Source organism: Kribbella caucasensis (genome assembly GCF_004361855.1).
GTDB classification, from domain to species: domain Bacteria; phylum Actinomycetota; class Actinomycetes; order Propionibacteriales; family Kribbellaceae; genus Kribbella; species Kribbella caucasensis.
In genome coordinates this window covers 459,445-478,796 of the sequence record NZ_SNWQ01000002.1, presented here as the reverse complement: position 1 = coordinate 478,796, position 19,352 = coordinate 459,445, and the positions used below count along the sequence as shown (strand labels likewise).

Here is a 19,352-nt window from a genome sequence, read left to right as displayed (position 1 = left end):
CTGCGGTTCGTGACCTGGTCCGGGACCTCCTCGCTGTGCCTGTTGCAGTTGAGTTGCCGGCCGATCTGCGGGTGGAACGCCGGTGGACCAGGGACGGCATTGTCGGCGAGGAGCTGTCCTACTCGGTCGGCTTCGGCCCCCGGACCGTCGCCTGGTTGCTCCGACCCGCTGGCGCGACTCGTCCCCTGCCCGGGGTGCTTGCGTTGCACGGTCACGACGGCAACAAGTACTACGGCAAGGAGAAGATTGCCGACGGTCCTGATCCCGTCCCAGATTTTGTCGCCGCTGGGCGTTCCACTTACTACGAGGGACGGGCCTTCGCCAACGACCTCGCCCGCGACGGATTCGCCGTACTCGTCACCGACGCCTTCGCCTGGGGAAGCCGCCGCTTCCCACTACCCGAGATGCCGCCGCGAATCCAAGCCCTCGGCAACCTCTCGGCCGGCCCCAATCCCGGCGAGGCCGAGCTCTACAACGCCGCCGCGTCACATCACGAGCACCTACTCGAGAAATACTGCTCCCTACTAGGTACGACGTTCGCCGCTGTCGTCGCGCGCGAAGACCGGATCGCCCTGAACTACTTGCGCTCCCGCCCCGACACCACCGATTTCGTCGGCAGCGTCGGCCTATCCGGCGGCGGCTGCCGCTCAGCCCTGCTCCAAGCCTCCAGCGACCACCTCTCCGCCGCCGTCATCGTCGGCATGATGGGCACCTACGACTCCCTGCTGGACCACAGCGTCGTCGACCACACCTGGATGCTCATGCCCGCCGGCTTCGCCCGCCACGCCGACTGGCCCGACCTGGCAGCCTGCCGCACCCCCGCACCACTACTCGTCCAGTACAACCGCCACGACGAACTCTTCCCCCATGCCGGCGCCCAAGCAGCCCACGCCCGAATCACCGCCCACTACGCCACCTCCCCCAGCTCCTACACCGGCTTGTTCTACGACGGTCCCCACAAGTTCGACCAGGTCATGCAACAAGCCGCCACCACCTGGCTCCACAACCAGACCTGACTAGAGCGGGACGGTTTCGGGGTACTTCAGGCCGGTGCCGGTGTTGAGGGCGACTACCTGGTCCGACTGTTTGATCCAGCCGAACTCGCGGAGTTGGGCGATGGCGGCGAAGTTGGCGGCGCCTTCGGGGCAGATGAACGCGCCTTCGAGCTCGGCGCAACGGCGTTGGGCGGCGAGGATATCCGCGTCATCGACGGCGACGGCGCAGCCGCCGGTTTCCGCGATCGCTTGCAGGACAAGGAAATCGCCGAGCGCCTTGGGCACAGTGATGCCGAAGGCAACCGTCTGCGCATCGGGCCAGGGCTCACTCTCGGGCGCACCCTTCTCCCATGCCTTCACGATCGGCGCACACCCGGTTGACTGGACAGCGACCAGGCGCGGCAGCGGACCGTCGACCCAGACGAGCTCAGCCAGTTCGTTGAGCGCCTTCCAGATACCGATGATCCCCACCCCACCACCGGTCGGGTACAGGATCACATCCGGCAGCTTCCACCCCAACTGCTCCGCGATCTCCAGCCCCATCGTCTTCTTGCCCTCGATCCGGTACGGCTCCTTCAACGTCGACACATCCTGATACCCGCCCCGAGTCGCCAACTGCTCGCGCACGAACGCCCCCGCATCCCCGATCAGCCCGTCGATCAGATGCAGTTCCGCCCCGACCACCGACACCTCACGCCGACAGATCTCCGGCGCCGCGATCGGCATCGCGATCAACGCCTCCATCCCAGCTCGAGCCGCGTACGTCGCCCACGCCGACCCCGCATTCCCATTGGTCGGCATCGCGATCTTCTGTACCCCGACCTCCCGAGCCCGCGACACCCCCACCGCAGCCCCACGCGCCTTGAACGTCCCAGTCGGGATCAGCCCTTCATCCTTCATCAGCAGCCGATCCACCCCCAGCTCCCGCCCGTACCGCGGCAGGCCGACCAACGGCGTCATCCCCTCCCCCAGACTCACCACGTTCGCCACATCCCGCACCGGCAACAGTTCGTGATACCGCCACAAATCCGGCGCCCGCCCCGCCACTTCCCCCTTGCTCAACCCCGCCCGCACCTCATCCAGCTCATACCGAGCCAACAAGGGCGACCCGCACGAACACACCCCAATCACCTGATCAGCCTCATGCGCCCGCCCACACCGAGGACACTCCAGCCACCCCAACCCCGAATATCGCACGCCCCCGACGCTACCCGCCGCCCCCTTCCCCAACCCCGCACACCCACCCCAATCCCCGACCTTGAGCACCCGCCAGCCACAAAGTCACGCCGATCGCGACCACCGGGTGCCCAAAGTGCGACACCTGCCACAGCGCGGAAACTTTTGGTCGCCATCCCTCTGCGGCAATTTGTCACCGTCCTCCGACCCAACCTCTCCGAACCGAGCAACAGCGGAGACAGGTTGCCGTCGCGGCCGCGGGTGGCTCAGACCGAGCGAAGTCGACGACCCCGGCGCCCGGATCCCGTCCGCCCGCGCCCGAGAACCTGGGACCTTGAACAACAACCCGGGACCGTGAACTGGCTATTACATGTTCAAGCCCCCCACGTCCTGACCGAGGTCCCAACGACGGCCCCGACCCGGCCAGATCCCCGGTTACCACCGACTGTTCGCCCCGGGCCCCGGCCCCGATCCCGTTCACCGCCGACTGTTCGCCCCCGACCAGGCGCCCCCGATGCGAGCCGGCGCACAACGAAGCTCGCCATACAGCGCGACCACGACCATCCGACCCGAACCACGCGACCTCAAACCACGCGCCCCGACCACGCGGCCCGGAACCACGCGACACCAAGCCACGCCCCGAACCACGCGACCCGGAAACCACGCGACCACAAGCCACGCGCCCCCCGACCGCACTCGCCCCTGCCGATCCCGCCTACAACACGGACAGCAGTTTGCGGAGGGTCTCGCGTGCGGCGTCCAACTCCGCGACCGTGACACCGGCACGGGTGAGGCGTTGGGTGCGGTCGGCATCGGACGCCGCGACCAGCTGTTTCAGCGTCTGACGACCAGCGGTGGACAACTGATGCAACGGCGACCGTTGATGGTCCGGGTTGTCGGTCCGCTCGAGGATGCCCTCGGCAACCAGTTCGTCGACCACCCGCTGGACGCTCTGCCGCACCAACCCCAACCGCCGCGCCACCGCCGGCACCGTCAGCGGCTGCTCCGACACCACGCTCATCACATGCCACCGCGCCACCGACTGCCCGTACGCCGAAGCCGTGGCCTCGCTGGTCCGCCGGGACAACCCAGCCAACTCATAAACATCAGCCACCAGCAACCGATAACTCTCCGCCCGCGTCACCTTGACAGCCTACTGTCAAGTCAGGCCCCTCGCCGTCACCCCGCGCACTAGATATGGGCGGTTGGGGCGGGAGGGTGACGACGGCGCGGATGACGGCGGTCCGGGCGGATGGTCAGCGCGGGGCGAGTATGTGGTGGGTGGGCGGGTCGGGGCGGTGCGGAGTCGACGGCGCGGGTGGGTGGGGCCGCCGGGTATCTGGTGGGCGGAGGGCCGTCCGCCCCGGGCCGCCGTCACCGCTCGCGGCGGCCGCCCCGGGCCGTCGTCACGCCGGGCCGTCGTCACGCCGGGCCGTCGCCACCCCGGGCCGTCGTCATGCCGGGCCGTCGTCACGCCGGGCCGTCGTCACCCGGAGGCGGGCTAACCGGCGCGGAGGCCTGGGCGTTGGTGGTCTGCGAGGCGGAAGCCTGTGCCGCGGACCGCGTCGATTGTGATGGTTGTGCCGAGTTCGTCGAGCTTTCGGCGCAGTCGCTTCACCACCGAGTGCACATCCGCAGTCCCCCGCAGATGCCCATTCCGCCACACGGCCTGATGCAGTGCCTCGTACGTCCAGACCCGGAGCGGCTCCGTCATCAACCGGGTCAGCAGGTTCTGCTCCAGTTCCGTCAGCGGCACCTCATCCCCACGCCACTGCGCGACCCCACGGACCGAGTCGATCGTGAGCACCTCTCCCCCATCCGCGGCGGCCGGCCCAGGACGACGTACCGGCTCGTGATCGACCTCAGACCCACCAGGCGGAAGAGGCACAGGCGTGATCAACTTCCGCAACTCCTCCAGCGACGAGACCAGCAGCAGCGGCGCGACGTCGTCGACGAGTTCGGCCAGCCGGACGCGTTCCTCCAGGGATGCGGCGACGGCGATGAGGAGTGGGAACGGCGGCTGGGTCGAGGCCGGATCGGGGGCGGGGACACGGGCGGTGACCATCTGATCACGATGTCAACCCCTGCCTCGAATCGTCAACGAACTGACAAATTCTGGCAAAACTTGCCCAGAATGCCCGAACCGCTAGTGACAACTTGCTCACGAAGTGTGCTTGTGAGCCCTCACATCTGACACATAGGGTCCAATTCGGGTCGCAGGCGTCACACGCCGCGACCTGGGGGGCACGGTGTGTTCGCGGAACCGGTTCAAAGCCGCGGACCCCGGCACCCTCGCACGTTGGCTCGGGGGCCGACTCGGGGATGTCAAGTGAGGGGCTGCAATGTCACATCAACGGAGAAGGGGACTCACCAGATCACTGGTGGGTGCCCTGGCGGCGCTGGCGGTCGTGACGACCGGCCTGGCCGCGAGCGGTCTGGCCGCCCAGGCCGCACCGCCCACCAAACCTGTAGCGACGCCCGCACCGGCGTCCAAGATCAAGCCGGAACTGCTGGCCAAGCTGGAGGGCAAGGACGCCAAGGAGGCGACCGACTACTGGGTCCGGTTCAGCGCCAAGGCGGACCTGGCCAAGGCGAGCACCATCACGGACTGGGACCAGCGGGGTACCGCGGTCGCCGCGGCGCTGCGCAAGACCGCCGCTGAGAGCCAGGCCAAGGTGCGCGCCGAACTGGACGCGCAGAACGTGAAGTACCAGGCGTTCTGGGGCACCAACGCGATCCGCGTCTCCAGCGGTTCGCTGGCACTGGCCCAGAAGCTGGCCGGGCACACCGAGGTCGAGGGGATCTACAACCCGACCGTGCTCGAGGTGCCGAAGGTGACTCCAGGCACGGACGAGCACCAGATCAACGCGCTCGAGTGGGGCATCGCGAACATCAACGCCGACGACGTCTGGTCGCAGTACGGCGACAAGGGCGAGGGCATCGTCATCGCCAACATCGACACCGGCGTCCAGTACGACCACCCGGCGCTGGTGAACTCGTACCGCGGCAACCTGGGCAACGGCCAGTTCGACCACAACTACAACTGGTACGACGCGGCCGGCACCTCGCCGAGCGCGCCGGCCGACGGCAACGGCCACGGCACCCACACGATGGGCACGATGGCCGGTGACGACGGTGCGGGTAACCAGATCGGGGTCGCGCCGGGCGTGAAGTGGATCGCCGCGAACGGCTGCTGCCCGAGCGACGCCGCGCTGATCGCCTCCGGCGAGTGGATGCTCGAGCCGACCAATCTCGCGGGCCAGAACCCGGACGCGAGCAAGCGGCCGAACATCATCAACAACTCGTGGGGCAGCCAGCAGCCGTCCAACGACCCGTTCATGGAGGACATCACGCTGGCCTGGACCGCGTCCGGGATCTTCGGCGCGTTCGCCAACGGCAACAGCGGGGCGGGCGGCTGTAACACCAGCGGGTCGCCGGGCAGCCTGGAGAGCAACTACTCCGTCGGCGCCTACGACATCAACAACGCGATCGCCTCGTTCTCCGGCCGCGGGGTCGGCCAGAACGGCGTGATCAAGCCGAACATCTCGGCACCCGGCGTCAACGTCCGGTCGAGCATCCCGGGCAGCTCGTACGCGAGCTTCAACGGCACGTCGATGGCCACCCCGCACTTCGCGGGCGCCGTCGCGCTGCTGTGGGCCGCCTCGCCGGCGCTGAAGGGCGACGTCGCGGCGACCCGTGCGCTGTTCGACAACACCGCGATCGACGTGGCGAACAGCCAGTGCGGTGGCACCACGGACGACAACAACGTCTTCGGTGAAGGCCGGCTGGACGCGCTCGCACTGCTGAACGCGGCTCCGATCGGCGACACCGGCACGCTGTCCGGAAAGGTCACCACCACTGCCGGCGCCGCTCTGCCGGGAGCGACGGTCACCGTCACCGCCGCAGGCCAGCCGGACCGCGCGCTGACCACCGCCTCGGACGGCGGCTACTCGGCCGTGCTGCCCGCCGGTGACTACTCCCTGAGCGTCACGGCGTTCGGCTACAAGAGCCAGACCGCCACGGCGACGATCACCGCGAACACGACCACCACCAAGGACTTCAGCCTCGAGGCCGCGCCGACGGTCAACGTGGGCGGCACCATCTCGGACGGCTCCGGCCACGGCTGGCCGCTGTACGCGAAGGTGAGCGTCGAGGGTCCTGGCGGCGTGTTCGACTACACCACCCCGACCAACGGCCGGTACAGCTTCCAGGTGCCGTCCAGCACGACGTACACGCTGAAGGTCGAGGCGCAGTACCCGGGGTACGAGTCGGTCAGCGTGCCGATCACGGTCGGTGCGGGCAACCTGATCAAGAACGTCGCGGTGCCGGTCCGGGCCGATTCCTGCACCACCGCACCGGGGTACAAGTACGGCTCCGACGGTGTCTACGAGACGTTCGACGCGAAGGTCGCGCCGAGCGGCTGGACCGTGGTGGACAACAAGGGCAACGGCCAGGTCTGGAAGTTCGAGGACGTCGGCAACCGGGGCAACCTGTCCGGCGGCTCGGGCGGCTTCGCGATCGTCGACAGCGACCGGTACGGCGCGGGGCAGTCGCAGGACACCTCGCTCGTCAGCCCGGTGGTTGACCTGACGAACGTGGCCGCTCCGGTGGTCAAGTTCAACCAGGACCTCAACTGGCTCGGCGGCGAGAAGGCCAATGTCGACCTGTCGATCGACGGTGGTACCACCTGGACCACTCTGGTCAGCCAGGTCGCCGACGCCCGCGGTGTGAAGGAGATCGCCATCCCGCAGGCGGCCGGGCAGTCAGCGGTACAGGTCCGGTTCCACTACTACGACGCCTCGTACGAGTGGTGGTGGGAGGTCGACTCCGTCCTGATCGGCAGTGCGATCAGCTGTGACCCGGTCGGTGGCGGTCTCGTCGTCGGCAACGTGAAGGACGCCAACACCAGCGGTTTCGTGAACGGCGCCGTCGTCACCCGTGACGACGCACCGGCCGAGACCGCGACCACCGTCGCGACGCCCGACGACACGGGCCTGAGCGACGGCTTCTACTGGATGTACTCGTCGGAGTCCGGCTCGCACGGCTTCACCGCCAAGGCCGGCAACTACGTCAGCTCGACCCAGACCGTCGACGTCGAGGCCGACTGGGTCACCGCGTCGAACCACTCCCTCGCGGCCGGCCGTCTGGTGGTCACACCGGGTGTGGTCTCAGGTACGGCGAAGCTGCCGACCGGCAAGGTGACCAAGTCCTTCACCGTCAAGAACACCGGTGGCGCACCGGTGGACGTGAAGTTCGGCGAGAAGGACGGCGGCTTCGAGATCCAGAACGCGGACGGCAGCACCACCACCAAGGCCGAGGTGCTCTTCGGTGAAGGTGCTCCGCTGCAGCGGCTGCAGGTGCCGACCTCGTTCGCCAACCTGCTCGCGGGCAAGTCGTCCGGTACGCCGGCCGCAGCGCTTCCGCAGGCGGCGCCGTGGGCCGACATCGCCGACTACCCGGCCAACGTGATGGACAACCGGGTGGTCAACGTGGACGGCAAGATCTACTCGATTGCCGGTGGCAACGGTAGTGCGTCGACCGCGAACAGCTACGTGTACGACCCGGCCTCGCTGGCATGGACCGCGATCGCACCGCTGCCGGCGGCGCGCAACGCGATCACGGTCGGCGTGGTCGACGGCAAGATCATCGCCAGCTCCGGCTGGGGTGCGTCCGGTCCGGATGCGGCGACCTGGTCCTACGATCCGGCGGCCAACGCCTGGACCGCACTGGCGAACAACCCGGCTCCGCGCGCGGCGGCGGGTCAGGCCGTACTGGACGGCAGGCTGTACGCCGTTGGTGGGTGCACCACCTCCAGCTGCTTGCCGATGTCCAACACGGTGGTTCGCTACGACCCGGCGGCGAACGCCTGGGAGACGCTGGCCAACTACCCGCAGAACGTGGCGTTCGCATCCTGCGGCGCGATCGACGGCTCGCTGTACTGCGCCGGTGGTAACACCGGATCGGCGTCACTGACGAACGGGTACGTGTACGACCCGTCCGCCAACGCGTGGTCGCCGATCGCCAACGCCCCGGCCGACCACTGGGCGGCGTCGTACGCCGTCGCCGGTGGCAAGCTGCTCGTCGTCGGCGGTGTCCAGGCGGGTGCCGTCACCAACGCGGGCTTCGCCTACGACCCGGCTGCCGGGACCTGGGCGGCGCTGCCGAACGCCAACATGCCGAAGTACCGCGGCGGGGCGGCGTGCGGTTTCTACAAGGTCGGTGGTTCGTCCGGCGGCTTCAACGCGACCGCGGACAGTGAGGCCCTGCCGGGTCTCGAGGACTGTGCCGAGTCGTCGGCGGATGTCAGCTGGCTGGGCATCGACAAGACCGAGGCCACCCTGGCCCCGGGCGCCAGCACCATCGTCAAGGTGACTCTCAGCGCGACCGTCGACCAGCCGGGCAAGTACTCCGGCCAGGTGACGATCCGGGAGAACACCCCGTACTCCGTCACCCCGGTGGCTGTGACCATGACCGTCACCCCGCCGACCACCTGGAGCAAGCTGATGGGCACCGTCACCGGAGTACCCACCTCCGGCGCGACGGCCCCACTCCCGGGCGCCATCGTCCAGGTCGACTCCTGGGCGCAGTCGTACACCTTCATCACCGACAACGCCGGCAAGTACGCGCACTGGCTGGACCGTCGCAACAACCCGCTCACCCTGATCGCCGCCAAGGACGGCTACAAGCCCCAGACGCGCACCACGCGCCTGGTCGCGGGCGAACCAGTAGTAGAGGACTTCGCCCTGAAGTCCATCAAGTAGTAGTCACCTAGCACCACGCCGGCCCCGCCCAGAACCTTTGGGCGGGGCCGGCTGTGCTGCTGACGGGTTGTTTCAGGCGGCGGGGAGTAGGTGGAAGCCGACGCCTCGGACTGCGTGGATGGTGACGGCGGCGCCCAGGTCGGCGAGTTTTTGGCGGAGACGTTTGACTACTGAGTGGATGTGGGAGCCATGGCCTAGGTGTTCGTTGCCCCAGACGGCGTGGTGGAGGCGTTGGTAGGTCCAGACCTGGCCGGGTTTCTGGACCAGGCAGTGGAGGAAGTCGTGTTCCAGCCGGGTCAGTGGGACCTCGCGGTCCTGCCAGCGGACGACACGGCGATCCTGGTCCAACCGGAGACCAGTCGGTAGCGCGACCACATCGGCGCCGCCTTGCGCAGTAGGGGTTCCGGCCGCCGGAGTACGGGTGGCGACGGGCGCCGTACGCGCGGCGGCGTGGGGGTGGGTGGTGGATGTGGCGGGGATGGCTCGGGTTGTGACTAGGTTGGGGCCGGATCTGGGCGGGGTTGCCTCGATCTGGGCAGGGCCCGGAAGATCCGGGTCCGGCTGGTCGACGGGCGACAGTTCGCCGGGGGCCAGGACGCCGGGGGTTAGTACTACGGGTGCCGTGTCGGGTGTGGCGGTCAGGTCCAGGAATGCTCGGGCCTGGTCGGCGCTGGAGACGAGCAACAGCGCGTCCGCCTCGCTGAGCAGACGGGCCAGTTGGACCCGTTCCGCGGTGGATGTCGCGACCCCGACGATCAACGACGAATCCGGCAGTTTCTCCATGGGAGCCCCCTCCGTTCAACGTTTCACCCGAGCGCAGCCACAAGTACGCTCAACCGCGAGGGCGAAGTCAAGGGATACCCCGCGCCGCCAGGTGGCACATATGCGACCTGTCCGAGACCGGACAGACGTCTGGTCCTCCGGCCGGACGGAACCAGAGGACCAGACGCGGGGAATCGGCTGCCAGATCAGCCGATGGTCTGCGGCGCGATCAACTGTTGGCCTGCGGCCGGGCAATGGTGGGGGTATGAAGCGGGATGCCGGAGCGTTCACGTGCCCTGGCGGAAGTTCGCGCGCGCCGCCCAGAAGGTGCGCACGAAGGTGTCGAGGGTCTGCTCGACGACAGCCTGACGTTCGGCCTCGGGCAGTCGCGAGAGTGGTCCGTCCAGCATCAGCAGCGCGAGCCCGTGGACCAGCGACCACGACGCGACCTCGACGCCGACCCGGGACTCCTCGCCGACGAAGCCGAGCGCGATGAGCTCGTCGACACCGCGCACCAGCATCATGTGCGGACCCTCGATCTCTTCCGCGTTGGCCGGTTTCGCCACGTCGATGAACACGGACCGGAACAACCCCGGCCGCGACAACGCGAAGTCGACGTACCCACGCCCCATCGCATCCATCCGCGCAATCGCCGCCTCGGCCGGATCGTCCCTCGGCTCCACGGCCGCCAACCGGGCTCGCATCGCATCGCCCATCTGGGTGAGCGCATAGGCCCGGGCCGCCCCGAGCAACTCCAGGTGGTTCTTGAAGTGCCGGTACGCCGCGGTCGGCGTGACCCCAACCGCCCGGGCGGCCGCGCGGATCGTGACAGCCGCCGGCCCGCCCTGATCGGCGAGCTCGGCCGCCGCGGCGACCAGCGCATTCCGCAGGTCGCCGTGGTGGTACGCAGTCCGGACAGTCACGGCCTTGATGTTGACCCTCGCAAACATCTCTGGCAAGTTAACACCTGTAAAGTTTACGCCCGCCAACATCTCGGCGCCGAGTCGGGCCGGACTTCCGTTCTCCCCCATTTCCCCTGCCCTTGTGGAGCTCCGCCATGTTGCATCGCCTCGGCATTTTCACCACCCGTCACGCCCGAGCCGTTCTGCTGGTCACCGTGCTGCTGCTGGCCGGCGCGGCCGTGCTCGGCGTCAGCGCCTTCGGCAAACTCGCCGGCGGCGGATTCGACGATCCCGGCTCCGAGTCCAGCCGGGCCGCGACCCAGCTCGCCGACAGCTTCGACGGTCAGGCCGACCTGGTCTTCGTGGTCGACGCCGGCCGGGCCGTCGACGATCCCGGTGCCGCCCAAGCCGGTACGGACCTGACCCGCCGAATCGCCGCCGAACCAGATCTCACCGGCGTCGCGTCGTACTGGACCACCAAAGCGCCGGCGATGAAGTCAGCGGACGGGACCAAGGCGCTGGTCGTGGCGTCGACCAGCAGCAGCGACGACGACGCCCGCGCCGATATCACCGACCGGCTGATCAACACCTACGGCGGTGAGCAGGCCGGGCTCAAGGTCGACATCGGTGGCGAGGCCGGGGTGAACCATGACGTCAGCGGGCAGGTCGGCCGCGACCTCGCGGTGGCCGAGGCGATCGCCGTACCGATCATCCTGGCGCTGCTCGTGCTCGCGTTCGGCAGCCTGGTCGCCGCGCTGCTGCCGCTCGCGGTCGGCGTGATCGCTATCTTCGGGACCTTCGCAGAATTGTCCGTGCTCGGCTCGGTCACCGACGTCTCGATCTACGCGATCAACCTGACCACCGCCCTCGGACTCGGGCTGGCGATCGACTACGCCCTGTTGATGGTCAGCCGCTATCGCGAGGAACTGGCCAAGATCCCGGACTCCGCGGCCGACCCCCGCGCCGCATCCCACGCCGCGGTCATCCGGACGGTCGAGACGGCCGGGCGCACGATAGTCTTCAGCGCCCTGACCGTCGCGGTCGCACTGGCCGCGCTGCTGGTGTTCCCGCTGTTCTTCCTCCGGTCCTTCGCGTACGCCGGGATCGGGGTGATCGTGATCGCGATGGTCGGGGCCCTCGTCGTCCTGCCGTCCCTGCTGACCGTGCTCGGTCCGCGCGTCAACGCGGGCCGCCTGCCGTGGCTCAAGGGTGCGCCGAAGACGGTCGCACCGTTCTGGGGCCGGCTCGCCGGACTCGCGATGCGGCGGCCGGCCCTGGTCGCGCTGCCGGTGGTCGCCGGATTGTTGCTGCTGGCAACTCCCCTGCTGCATGTCGAGTTCGGTACGCCGGACGACCGGGTACTGCCGACCACGGCGACCAGTCGCGTCGTCGGTGACGCGCTGCGCGACGACTTCGGCAGTGACGACACGAACGCGGTCGAGCTCGTCAGCACCGGAGCGGTGGAGACCAGCGCCGTCCGGTCCTATGCGGAAAACCTGTCGCGGCTGCCGCACGTCGTACGGGTCGAGTCCGCCGCCGGGGCGTTCGTGTCCGGTGCGCAGGCGGGGCCGGCGAATCCGCGGCTGACGGCCGACGGGATCCAGCAACTGTCCGTGGTGACGGAGGCGGACACGCGATCGGCCGAGGCGCGGGCGCTGGTCGACTCGGCGCGGGCGCTGCCGGGGCCGGGTGAGTTCCTGGTCGGCGGGACGACGGCGCGATTCATGGACAGCCAGGAGGCGATCGGGTCGCGGCTGCCGCTGGCGGGTGGGCTGATCGCGCTGACCACGTTCGTATTGCTGTTCCTGTTCACCGGGAGTCTGTTGCAGCCGTTGCGGGCGTTGTTGCTGAACGTGGTCGGGTTGTCGGCGACGCTCGGGGCGATGGTGCTGGTGTTCCAGGACGGATGGTTGTCGGGCTGGCTCGGGTTCACTCCGCTGCCGCTGGACACGAGCATGCTGGTGCTGCTGTTCTGCATCACCTTCGGGCTGTCGATGGACTACGAGGTGTTCGTGCTGAGCCGGATCAAGGAGCAGCACGACGAGGGGGTTGCGCTGCGGGACTCGGTGACGACGGGTCTGGCGCGGAGTGGGCGGATCGTGTCGATGGCGGCGGTCATCTTGTCGGTGAGTTTCTTCGCTTTCGGTACGAGTTCGGTCAGCTTCATTCAGCTCTTCGGGATCGGTTCTGGGCTTGCCGTCCTGATCGACGCGACTCTGATTCGCGGCGTCCTGGTACCGACCGCGCTTCGTCTCCTCGGCAGCAGGGCTTGGTGGTCACCGCCGCCACTGCGTGCTCTGCACACCCGAATCGGCCTCACCGAGTCGACTCCCAACGCCTGACTTTTAAGGGGTTCTGACCAGAGGGGCGCGTTGTGCGTGCGGAGTGGGCGGTGAACAGAGTAAGGTCCTCGCGCACGGCCCCTTTGGCCGTACTTGACGGAGGAACAAGTGCCTGGAACCCCGGACGGCCGCCCGTCCGACTCCACTCCGGCCGCCGCGAGCAGTGGTTTCGCGCGGCGGACCGGTCTCGTCTGGCTGCTTGCGTTGCTGATCGTTCCGTTGGTGCTGACCGCGTTGCTGGTCGGGGTGAAGGGTGACGGACTCCGGTCCGCGACTGCCGATGATCGTGACGGCGATGCCGCTCAGTCGCCGGCGACCAGTCCGACCCCGAGTGGTGAACCGACGACCCAGCAGCCGGCTGAAGGGCCGGCGATCGGGCCGTTCTCGGTGGAGCGGTCGGGCGACGCGTACTCCGTGACGATCGCCGTACCGGATCAGGCCAGCAAGGAAGCGATCACCGCCGGGATCCACGAGCTGCTGCCCGAGGGCGGCACGTTCAACGACCAGGTGAGTGTCGACGGTGCGACCGGCCGGCTGGATCCGGCCGCGTTCACCGCTCTGTTGCGCGCGCTCTCGGCCGGGACCGAGGACACCGCGATCCAGTACGACGGGACGACGATCACGCTCAGCGGTCAGGTCGCGGATCAGGCGACCAAGGCGACAGCGGCCCGCGCGGCCGCGAAGGCCGTGCCGGGTGCGGTGATCGCCAACCAGTTGAAGGTGCCGGGCGCCGAGAAGCCGCCGGTGAGCGAGGCGTGCCAGACGTTCGAGGCGCGGCTGGCCGAGCTGATGAGCCGGCAGAAGATCATCTTCCTGTCCGGGACAGCCATCGTGAACGAGGCGACCCGGGGCTCGGTCGGTAAGGTGGCGGCACTGCTGCGGACCTGCCCGGAGGCGCGCGTCGAGATCGCCGGTCACACCGACAACCTCGGCGACCCGGCCACCAGCATGCCGCTGTCACAGCGGCGCGCCGATGCGATCAGGGCTGCGCTGGTACGACTCGGGCTGCCCGCCGAACGAATGATCAGCCGCGGCTACGGCGAACTGCAGCCGCTGGCGTCCAACAAGACCACCGCCGGTCGGATCGCGAACCGCCGGGTCGAGATTCGAGTGCCGTAGGGGATCTGATGAGTTGGCTGTTCGTCCAGATGTGGTTCCTGTTACTGGTCGCGTTCGCCCTCGGCAGCGTCGCCGCCTGGCTGGTGCATCGCAACATCGCGTCGAGGGGCACCCGCTGATGAGCAGCCTGATCCGCAACAACTGGCCCTGGGAACTCCTCGCCTTCCTCCTCGGCGCCCTCATCACCTGGCTCCTCCTCAACCGCCGCTCCCAACCCGCAACCGCTCCTCACGAAGAGCAACCGGCGGAGCAGAAAATCCTGGTCACCGTCGGCGCCACCTCGGCACCGGCAGAAGACCAGACGACAGAGTTCAGCCCACGAGCACGCACGCGACCTGCGCCGGCGCCCCGGCCGAGTCCGGTCGCCCGTCCCGAACGACCCGCCGGGTCCGAACCACCAGCCGAGCCCATGCCGCCGGTTGAACCCGGCGAACCAGTACCCCCAGTCGAGCCCGGCGACCCAGTTCCCCCGATCGAGCCCGGCGAGCCAGTGCCGCCCATCGAGCCGGACCCGCCGACGCCGCCCATGCCGCCGGCCACACCCGCGTTCTCGCAGCGGATGGAGGCGCCGGTTTTGTTTGACGAGACGGTTGAGCTGGCGGCGATCGAAGGCGACGGCGAGCCCGCGGACGAGGTACAGGCGGTGGCCGCGGTCGACGTACGGGAGGTGCCTGCTGGGCGGTTTGGGCCGGGGTCGGCGGATGCGGTGGCGCATCAGGGGCCGCCGGACGGGTTCACGATCAAGGGCAACGCGCAGTCGATGCTCTTCCACACCCCCGACTCGCCGTACTACGGCCGGACCAAGCCCGAAGTCTGGTTCCGCACCGAGGCCGACGCCGAGAACGCCGGCTTCACCAAGTACGCCCGCAAACCCCGCCGCTCCCCCGCCACCCGCAACTGACACTCCGATCCAGGTCCAGCCTGGCTGGCCCCGCCGCCGACTACGCTGGCGCTCCCCCGGAGAAGGAGGCAGCGGTATGAAGCGCGAGATCCACGTTCCCTACACCGTCGAGCAGGACGAAGACGGTGTCTGGGCCGCCCAGGCCGCTCTGCTGCCGGACGCCTTCGCCAACGGCCAGGGCGATACACGAGAAGCCGCGATCGAGGACCTGCGCGAGGCCATCGTCGTACTGGCCGAGGAAGTTGGTGTGCCGGACGAGCTGACCGTGACTGTCGAGGTGAGCTGATGCCGTTCGGCTGGAAACCGAAGAAGGCCAGCGAGGTGGTAAAGGACCTCGAGCGCGCCGGGTTCAAGGAAGCCAAGGGCAGGGGCAAGGGCAGCCACCGGATCTTCAAGGGCAACGGCAAGACGATTGTTGTCCCGGACCACGGGAGCAAGGAAGTCGCTGCCGGAACCATGCGCAACATCGCGAAGCAGGCCGGCAAGACACCTGAGGACCTCTACGGCACCGAGCAGAAGGGCCGCGCCCGGGAGTTGACCCCAGAGGAGGTCAACCGAGGTGTCACGAAGGCCGGCGGGAAGCCACAGCAATCGTCGGAACAGCAGTCCGGGAACCGCCGCCAATCAGGCCGTCGCCGCGGCCAGGGACGCGACGGTCGGTAGATGGAGGGGTGACTGTGCAGCAGGAGGTCACCGTCCCCTACACCGTCGAGCAGGACGAAGACGGAATCTGGAACGCGCACGCGCAACTGCGACCGGGTGTCGGGGCGAACGGGTCCGGTGACACGCCCGATGAAGCCGTGGAGGATCTCCGCGAATCTCTGACCGGCCTCGTCGAGGCCTTCGGCGTGCCCCGGCAGATCACGATCACCGTCGAGACGCCCTGATGGCGTCCGGCAATCGGTGACGTAAACGGAGCGTATTCAACGGTCGGGAGCCCCTCCGGGCAACGGGGTTCAGGTAACGAATCGGGTGGTGGATACGGGGATCGGGCCCCTATTTGCTTGTACTGGCAAACCGGCGTCACACTGTGCTGAACGCCGCTCCGGACCACCCATCCCGCCGGCGTTTTCAGCACCTATCACCGGATACCTCCGGCTGTTCCGCTGTGCCCATTTTGAACACCCGCCGAACGGGTAAGGGACCACCTGAGCAGGCCTCCGGAGAAGTCCACCCGCGCGTCGCCGGTAGGTCCGGTGGACGCAACACGCAGTACCGCTAGGTTTGGATCGAGGGATGCACCTGATGGAGGTGAGCGTGACCGATATGCTGCCGGAGCAGCACCACGGACTGACGAAGAGTGACCCGCTGTGGTTCAAGCGGGCCGTCTTCTATGAAGTCCTCGTGCGGTCGTTCAAGGATTCGAACGCCGACGGCATCGGCGATCTGCAAGGCCTGACCGAGAAACTCGACTATCTCGAGTGGCTCGGCGTGGACTGTCTCTGGTTACCGCCGTTCTACCCCTCACCTCTGCGTGACGGCGGCTACGACATCTCCGACTACACCAACGTGATGCCCGAGGTCGGCACGATCGCCGACTTCGCCGCGTTCATGGAGGCCGCGCACGCCCGCGGCATCCGGATCATCGTCGACTTCGTGATGAACCACACCTCGGACCAGCACCCCTGGTTCCAGGCGTCCCGCAGCGACCCCGACGGCCCGTACGGCGACTTCTACGTCTGGTCCGACACCGACGACCAGTACTCCGACGCCCGGATCATCTTCGTCGACACCGAGACGTCGAACTGGACCTGGGACCCGGTCCGTGGCCAGTACTTCTGGCACCGGTTCTACTCCAACCAGCCGGACCTGAACTTCGAGAACCCGGCCGTGGGCGACGCGATGATCGAGGCGCTGAAGTTCTGGCTCGACCTCGGCGTGGACGGCTTCCGGCTGGACGCGGTGCCGTACCTGTTCGAGGAAGAGGGCACCAACTGCGAGAACCTGCCGCGGACGCACGAGTTCCTCACCCGGGTCCGCAAGGAGGTCGACGCGAACTACACCGACCGCGTCCTGCTCTGCGAGGCGAACCAGTGGCCGGCCGACGTGGTGGAGTACTTCGGCGACCGCGAGTCCGGCGGCGACGAGTGCCAGATGGCGTTCCACTTCCCGGTGATGCCGCGGATATTCATGGGGGTGCGGCGCGAGTCGCGGTTCCCGATCTCGGAGATCCTGGCCCAGACCCCGCAGATCCCGGACACCTGCCAGTGGGGCATCTTCCTGCGCAACCACGACGAGCTGACCCTCGAGATGGTGTCGGACGAAGAGCGCGACTACATGTGGGGCGAGTACGCCCAGGACCCGCGGATGAAGGCCAACATCGGCATCCGCAGAAGGCTCGCGCCGTTGCTCGACAACGACGTGAACCGGATGGAACTGTTCACCGCGATGCTGCTGTCGCTGCCCGGCTCGCCGATCCTGTACTACGGCGACGAGATCGGCATGGGCGACAACATCTGGCTCGGTGACCGCGACGGGGTCCGTACGCCGATGCAGTGGTCCCCCGACCGGAACGCGTCCTTCTCCACGGCCACCCCGGGCAAGCTCAGCCTGCCGGTGATCATGGATCCGGTCTACGGTTACCAGGCGGTCAACGTCGAGGCGGAGATGGAGAACGCCTCGTCGCTGCTGCACTGGACCCGGCGGATGATCCAGACCCGTAAACAGCACCCATGTTTCGGCATGGGTACTTTCACTGACCTCGGCGGTTCCAACCCGAGCGTGCTGTCGTACGTCCGGGAGTTCGGCGACGACGTGGTGCTGTGCGTGAACAATCTGTCCCGGTTCCCGCAGCCGATCGAGCTGGACCTGCGGCAGTGGCAAGGTGTGGAGCCGATCGAGCTGCTCGGCGGGGTGCATTTCCCGACCATCGGCGAGCTGCCGTACCTGCTGACCCTCGGCGCGCACGGCTTCTACTGGTTCCGGCTGCCGGTGAACAAACTGGCTGATCGTGAGGAGAGCTCTTCGTGACTTCCCATCTGGACCAGGTCCAGTCCTTCTGCGCGAACCAGAGGTGGTTCGGTGAGAAGGGACATGACGTCCACGTCGATGCGATGGCCACCTCGGTGTGGCTGTCCGACGGGGGCGTCTGGCCCGCGGTCCGGATCGGGTTCGTCTACTGCGCCGGCCCGCCCGGCGCGGAGAACGCAATCCGGGTGTACCAGCTTCCGCTCAGCTATCACCGCGAGCCGGTCGACAACCTCGGTCACGCTCTGGTGGGTGACTGGGTGGATCCGGATCTCGGTGATACCCAGGTCTGGGTGTACGACGCGCTGCACGACAAGGCCGCGACGCCGTACTGGCTGGATGCGCTCACGCACGGCAGGCGGCTGGACGGGCTGGAGTTCCACCCCGTCCACTCGCCGGACCACACCGTGGTGGTGCCGGACGACGCGCAGTCGCTCGTCCTCACCGTGGAGCAGAGCAACACGTCGCTGGTGTTCGGCGACATCGCCCTGCTGAAGGTGTTCCGCCGGCTCGAGCCCGGGAGCAATCCGGGCGTCGAGATCGAGTCGGCGCTCACCGAGGCGGGCTCCGAGCTGGTTCCGGAGGTGCTCGGCTGGGCCCGCGGTTCGTGGCCGCGGGCCGGCGGCGGCACCGATACCGGCGAACTGGCGATGATGACGGCGTTCCAGAAGAACGCGACCGACGGCTGGGCGTACGCGACCACCTCGGTCCGGGACCTGTACGCCGAGGCGGACCTGCACGCCGAGGAGGTCGGCGGCGACTTCGCAGGCGAGTCGCACCGGCTCGGCGCGAGCACCGCGCAGGTGCACAACGAGCTGGCCAAGACGCTCGGCACCGACGTCTGGGAGCCGGAGCAGATGGTCGAACATGCCGCCGCCATGCAGCGCCGGCTGGACAAGGCGTCGGCTGCCATACCGGAGCTGGCGCCGTACGCCGACGGCCTTCGCCGGGCCTTCACCGCGCTCGCGGAGTACGGCCAGGCCGTGCCGGTGCAGCGGATCCACGGCGACTTCCACCTCGGTCAGGTGCTGCGGACGATCGACGGCTGGAAGCTGATCGACTTCGAGGGCGAGCCGGCCAAGTCGCTGGTCGAGCGGCGGGCGCTGGACACCACGATCAAGGACGTCGCGGGGATGCTGCGGTCCTTCGACTACGCGGCGCGATCGCTGCTCGCCGACCACCAGGGCGACCAGCAGATCGCCTACCGGGCGACCGAGTGGGCGGACCGGAACCGGGATGCCTTCTGCGACGGGTACGCCGAGGTGGCCGGGGCGGATCCGCGCGACCAGAAGGTGCTGCTGAGCGCGTTCCTGGCCGACAAGGTGATCTACGAGACGCTCTACGAGGCCCGGAACCGGCCGAGCTGGTTGCCGATCCCACTGGCCGCGGCCGCGCAGCTCAGCGGCGACTGACGCGAGAAACCGGGA

16 protein-coding genes are annotated in these 19,352 nt (G+C 68.3%); 11 read left to right on the top strand and 5 right to left on the bottom strand.

The window, feature by feature from the left end; translation table 11 throughout:
- The first annotated feature begins 35 nt into the window (after nucleotides 1–35).
- Nucleotides 36–1,016, top strand: a complete 981-nt coding sequence (locus EV643_RS06295) for a dienelactone hydrolase family protein (protein ID WP_133799001.1) — start codon at nucleotides 36–38, stop codon at nucleotides 1,014–1,016.
- Here the strand turns inward: EV643_RS06295 and EV643_RS06290 are convergent, their stop codons facing one another.
- The 3 genes from EV643_RS06290 to EV643_RS06280 form a co-directional block, all read right to left on the bottom strand.
- The gene (locus tag EV643_RS06290) at nucleotides 1,017–2,192 is read right to left on the bottom strand and encodes a threonine synthase (protein ID WP_133799000.1); all 1,176 of its coding nucleotides are present in this window, start codon (nucleotides 2,190–2,192) and stop codon (nucleotides 1,017–1,019) included. It abuts the gene before it with no gap.
- A 694-nt stretch (nucleotides 2,193–2,886) separates the two neighbouring features.
- Nucleotides 2,887–3,315 (bottom strand): MarR family winged helix-turn-helix transcriptional regulator, encoded by a 429-nt coding sequence (locus tag EV643_RS06285; RefSeq protein ID WP_238165390.1) that lies wholly within the window; start codon nucleotides 3,313–3,315, stop codon nucleotides 2,887–2,889.
- Nucleotides 3,316–3,672: 357 nt separating this feature from the next.
- A complete protein-coding gene (locus EV643_RS06280) occupies nucleotides 3,673–4,236 on the bottom strand; it encodes a winged helix-turn-helix domain-containing protein (protein ID WP_133798999.1) in 564 nt (187 codons plus the stop codon).
- Nucleotides 4,237–4,552: 316 nt separating this feature from the next.
- Between EV643_RS06280 and EV643_RS06275 the strand changes: the two genes are divergently transcribed.
- On the top strand, nucleotides 4,553–8,932 hold the full coding sequence (locus tag EV643_RS06275; RefSeq protein WP_238165389.1) for a S8 family serine peptidase: 4,380 nt from the start codon (nucleotides 4,553–4,555) through the stop codon (nucleotides 8,930–8,932).
- 72 nt (nucleotides 8,933–9,004) lie between these two features.
- Here the strand turns inward: EV643_RS06275 and EV643_RS45400 are convergent, their stop codons facing one another.
- Together EV643_RS45400 and EV643_RS06260 are read right to left on the bottom strand one after the other, a co-directional pair.
- Nucleotides 9,005–9,715 carry a winged helix-turn-helix domain-containing protein gene (locus tag EV643_RS45400; RefSeq protein ID WP_238165388.1) on the bottom strand — a complete coding sequence of 237 codons (711 nt, stop codon included), beginning with the start codon at nucleotides 9,713–9,715 and terminating at the stop codon, nucleotides 9,005–9,007.
- Between the two features lie 266 nt (nucleotides 9,716–9,981).
- Nucleotides 9,982–10,617, bottom strand: coding sequence for a TetR/AcrR family transcriptional regulator (locus tag EV643_RS06260; RefSeq protein ID WP_202869410.1), 636 nt, complete (start codon nucleotides 10,615–10,617; stop codon nucleotides 9,982–9,984).
- Nucleotides 10,618–10,751: 134 nt separating this feature from the next.
- On the opposite strand from EV643_RS06260, the gene EV643_RS06255 reads away from it, so the two are divergent.
- The 9 genes from EV643_RS06255 (at nucleotide 10,752) to EV643_RS06220 (ending at nucleotide 19,337) form a co-directional block, all read left to right on the top strand.
- Nucleotides 10,752–12,938 (top strand): MMPL family transporter, encoded by a 2,187-nt coding sequence (locus EV643_RS06255; protein ID WP_133798996.1) that lies wholly within the window; start codon nucleotides 10,752–10,754, stop codon nucleotides 12,936–12,938.
- 108 nt (nucleotides 12,939–13,046) lie between these two features.
- Nucleotides 13,047–14,057, top strand: a complete 1,011-nt coding sequence (arfA, locus tag EV643_RS06250; RefSeq protein ID WP_133798995.1) for a channel-forming protein ArfA/OmpATb — start codon at nucleotides 13,047–13,049, stop codon at nucleotides 14,055–14,057.
- 8 nt (nucleotides 14,058–14,065) lie between these two features.
- Nucleotides 14,066–14,176, top strand: coding sequence for a hypothetical protein (locus tag EV643_RS47210; RefSeq protein WP_502255078.1), 111 nt, complete (start codon nucleotides 14,066–14,068; stop codon nucleotides 14,174–14,176).
- Nucleotides 14,176–14,958, top strand: coding sequence for a sunset domain-containing protein (locus tag EV643_RS06245; protein WP_133798994.1), 783 nt, complete (start codon nucleotides 14,176–14,178; stop codon nucleotides 14,956–14,958). The genes EV643_RS47210 and EV643_RS06245 overlap by 1 nt, the downstream gene beginning before the upstream one ends.
- Before the next feature lie 76 nt (nucleotides 14,959–15,034).
- A complete protein-coding gene (locus tag EV643_RS06240; RefSeq protein ID WP_133798993.1) occupies nucleotides 15,035–15,244 on the top strand; it encodes a type II toxin-antitoxin system HicB family antitoxin in 210 nt (69 codons plus the stop codon).
- On the top strand, nucleotides 15,244–15,621 hold the full coding sequence (locus EV643_RS06235; RefSeq protein ID WP_133798992.1) for a type II toxin-antitoxin system HicA family toxin: 378 nt from the start codon (nucleotides 15,244–15,246) through the stop codon (nucleotides 15,619–15,621). Before EV643_RS06240 ends, EV643_RS06235 begins: the two co-directional genes overlap by 1 nt.
- Nucleotides 15,622–15,629: 8 nt before the next feature.
- On the top strand, nucleotides 15,630–15,845 hold the full coding sequence (locus EV643_RS06230; protein WP_133798991.1) for a hypothetical protein: 216 nt from the start codon (nucleotides 15,630–15,632) through the stop codon (nucleotides 15,843–15,845).
- Nucleotides 15,846–16,203: 358 nt separating this feature from the next.
- Nucleotides 16,204–17,928: a maltose alpha-D-glucosyltransferase gene (gene treS, locus EV643_RS06225; RefSeq protein ID WP_133798990.1), complete on the top strand. Its 1,725-nt coding sequence runs from the start codon at nucleotides 16,204–16,206 to the stop codon at nucleotides 17,926–17,928.
- Complete coding sequence (locus EV643_RS06220) at nucleotides 17,925–19,337, top strand: maltokinase N-terminal cap-like domain-containing protein (protein ID WP_133798989.1); 1,413 nt, start codon at nucleotides 17,925–17,927, stop codon at nucleotides 19,335–19,337. Before treS ends, EV643_RS06220 begins: the two co-directional genes overlap by 4 nt.
- Nucleotides 19,338–19,352 lie beyond the last annotated feature (15 nt).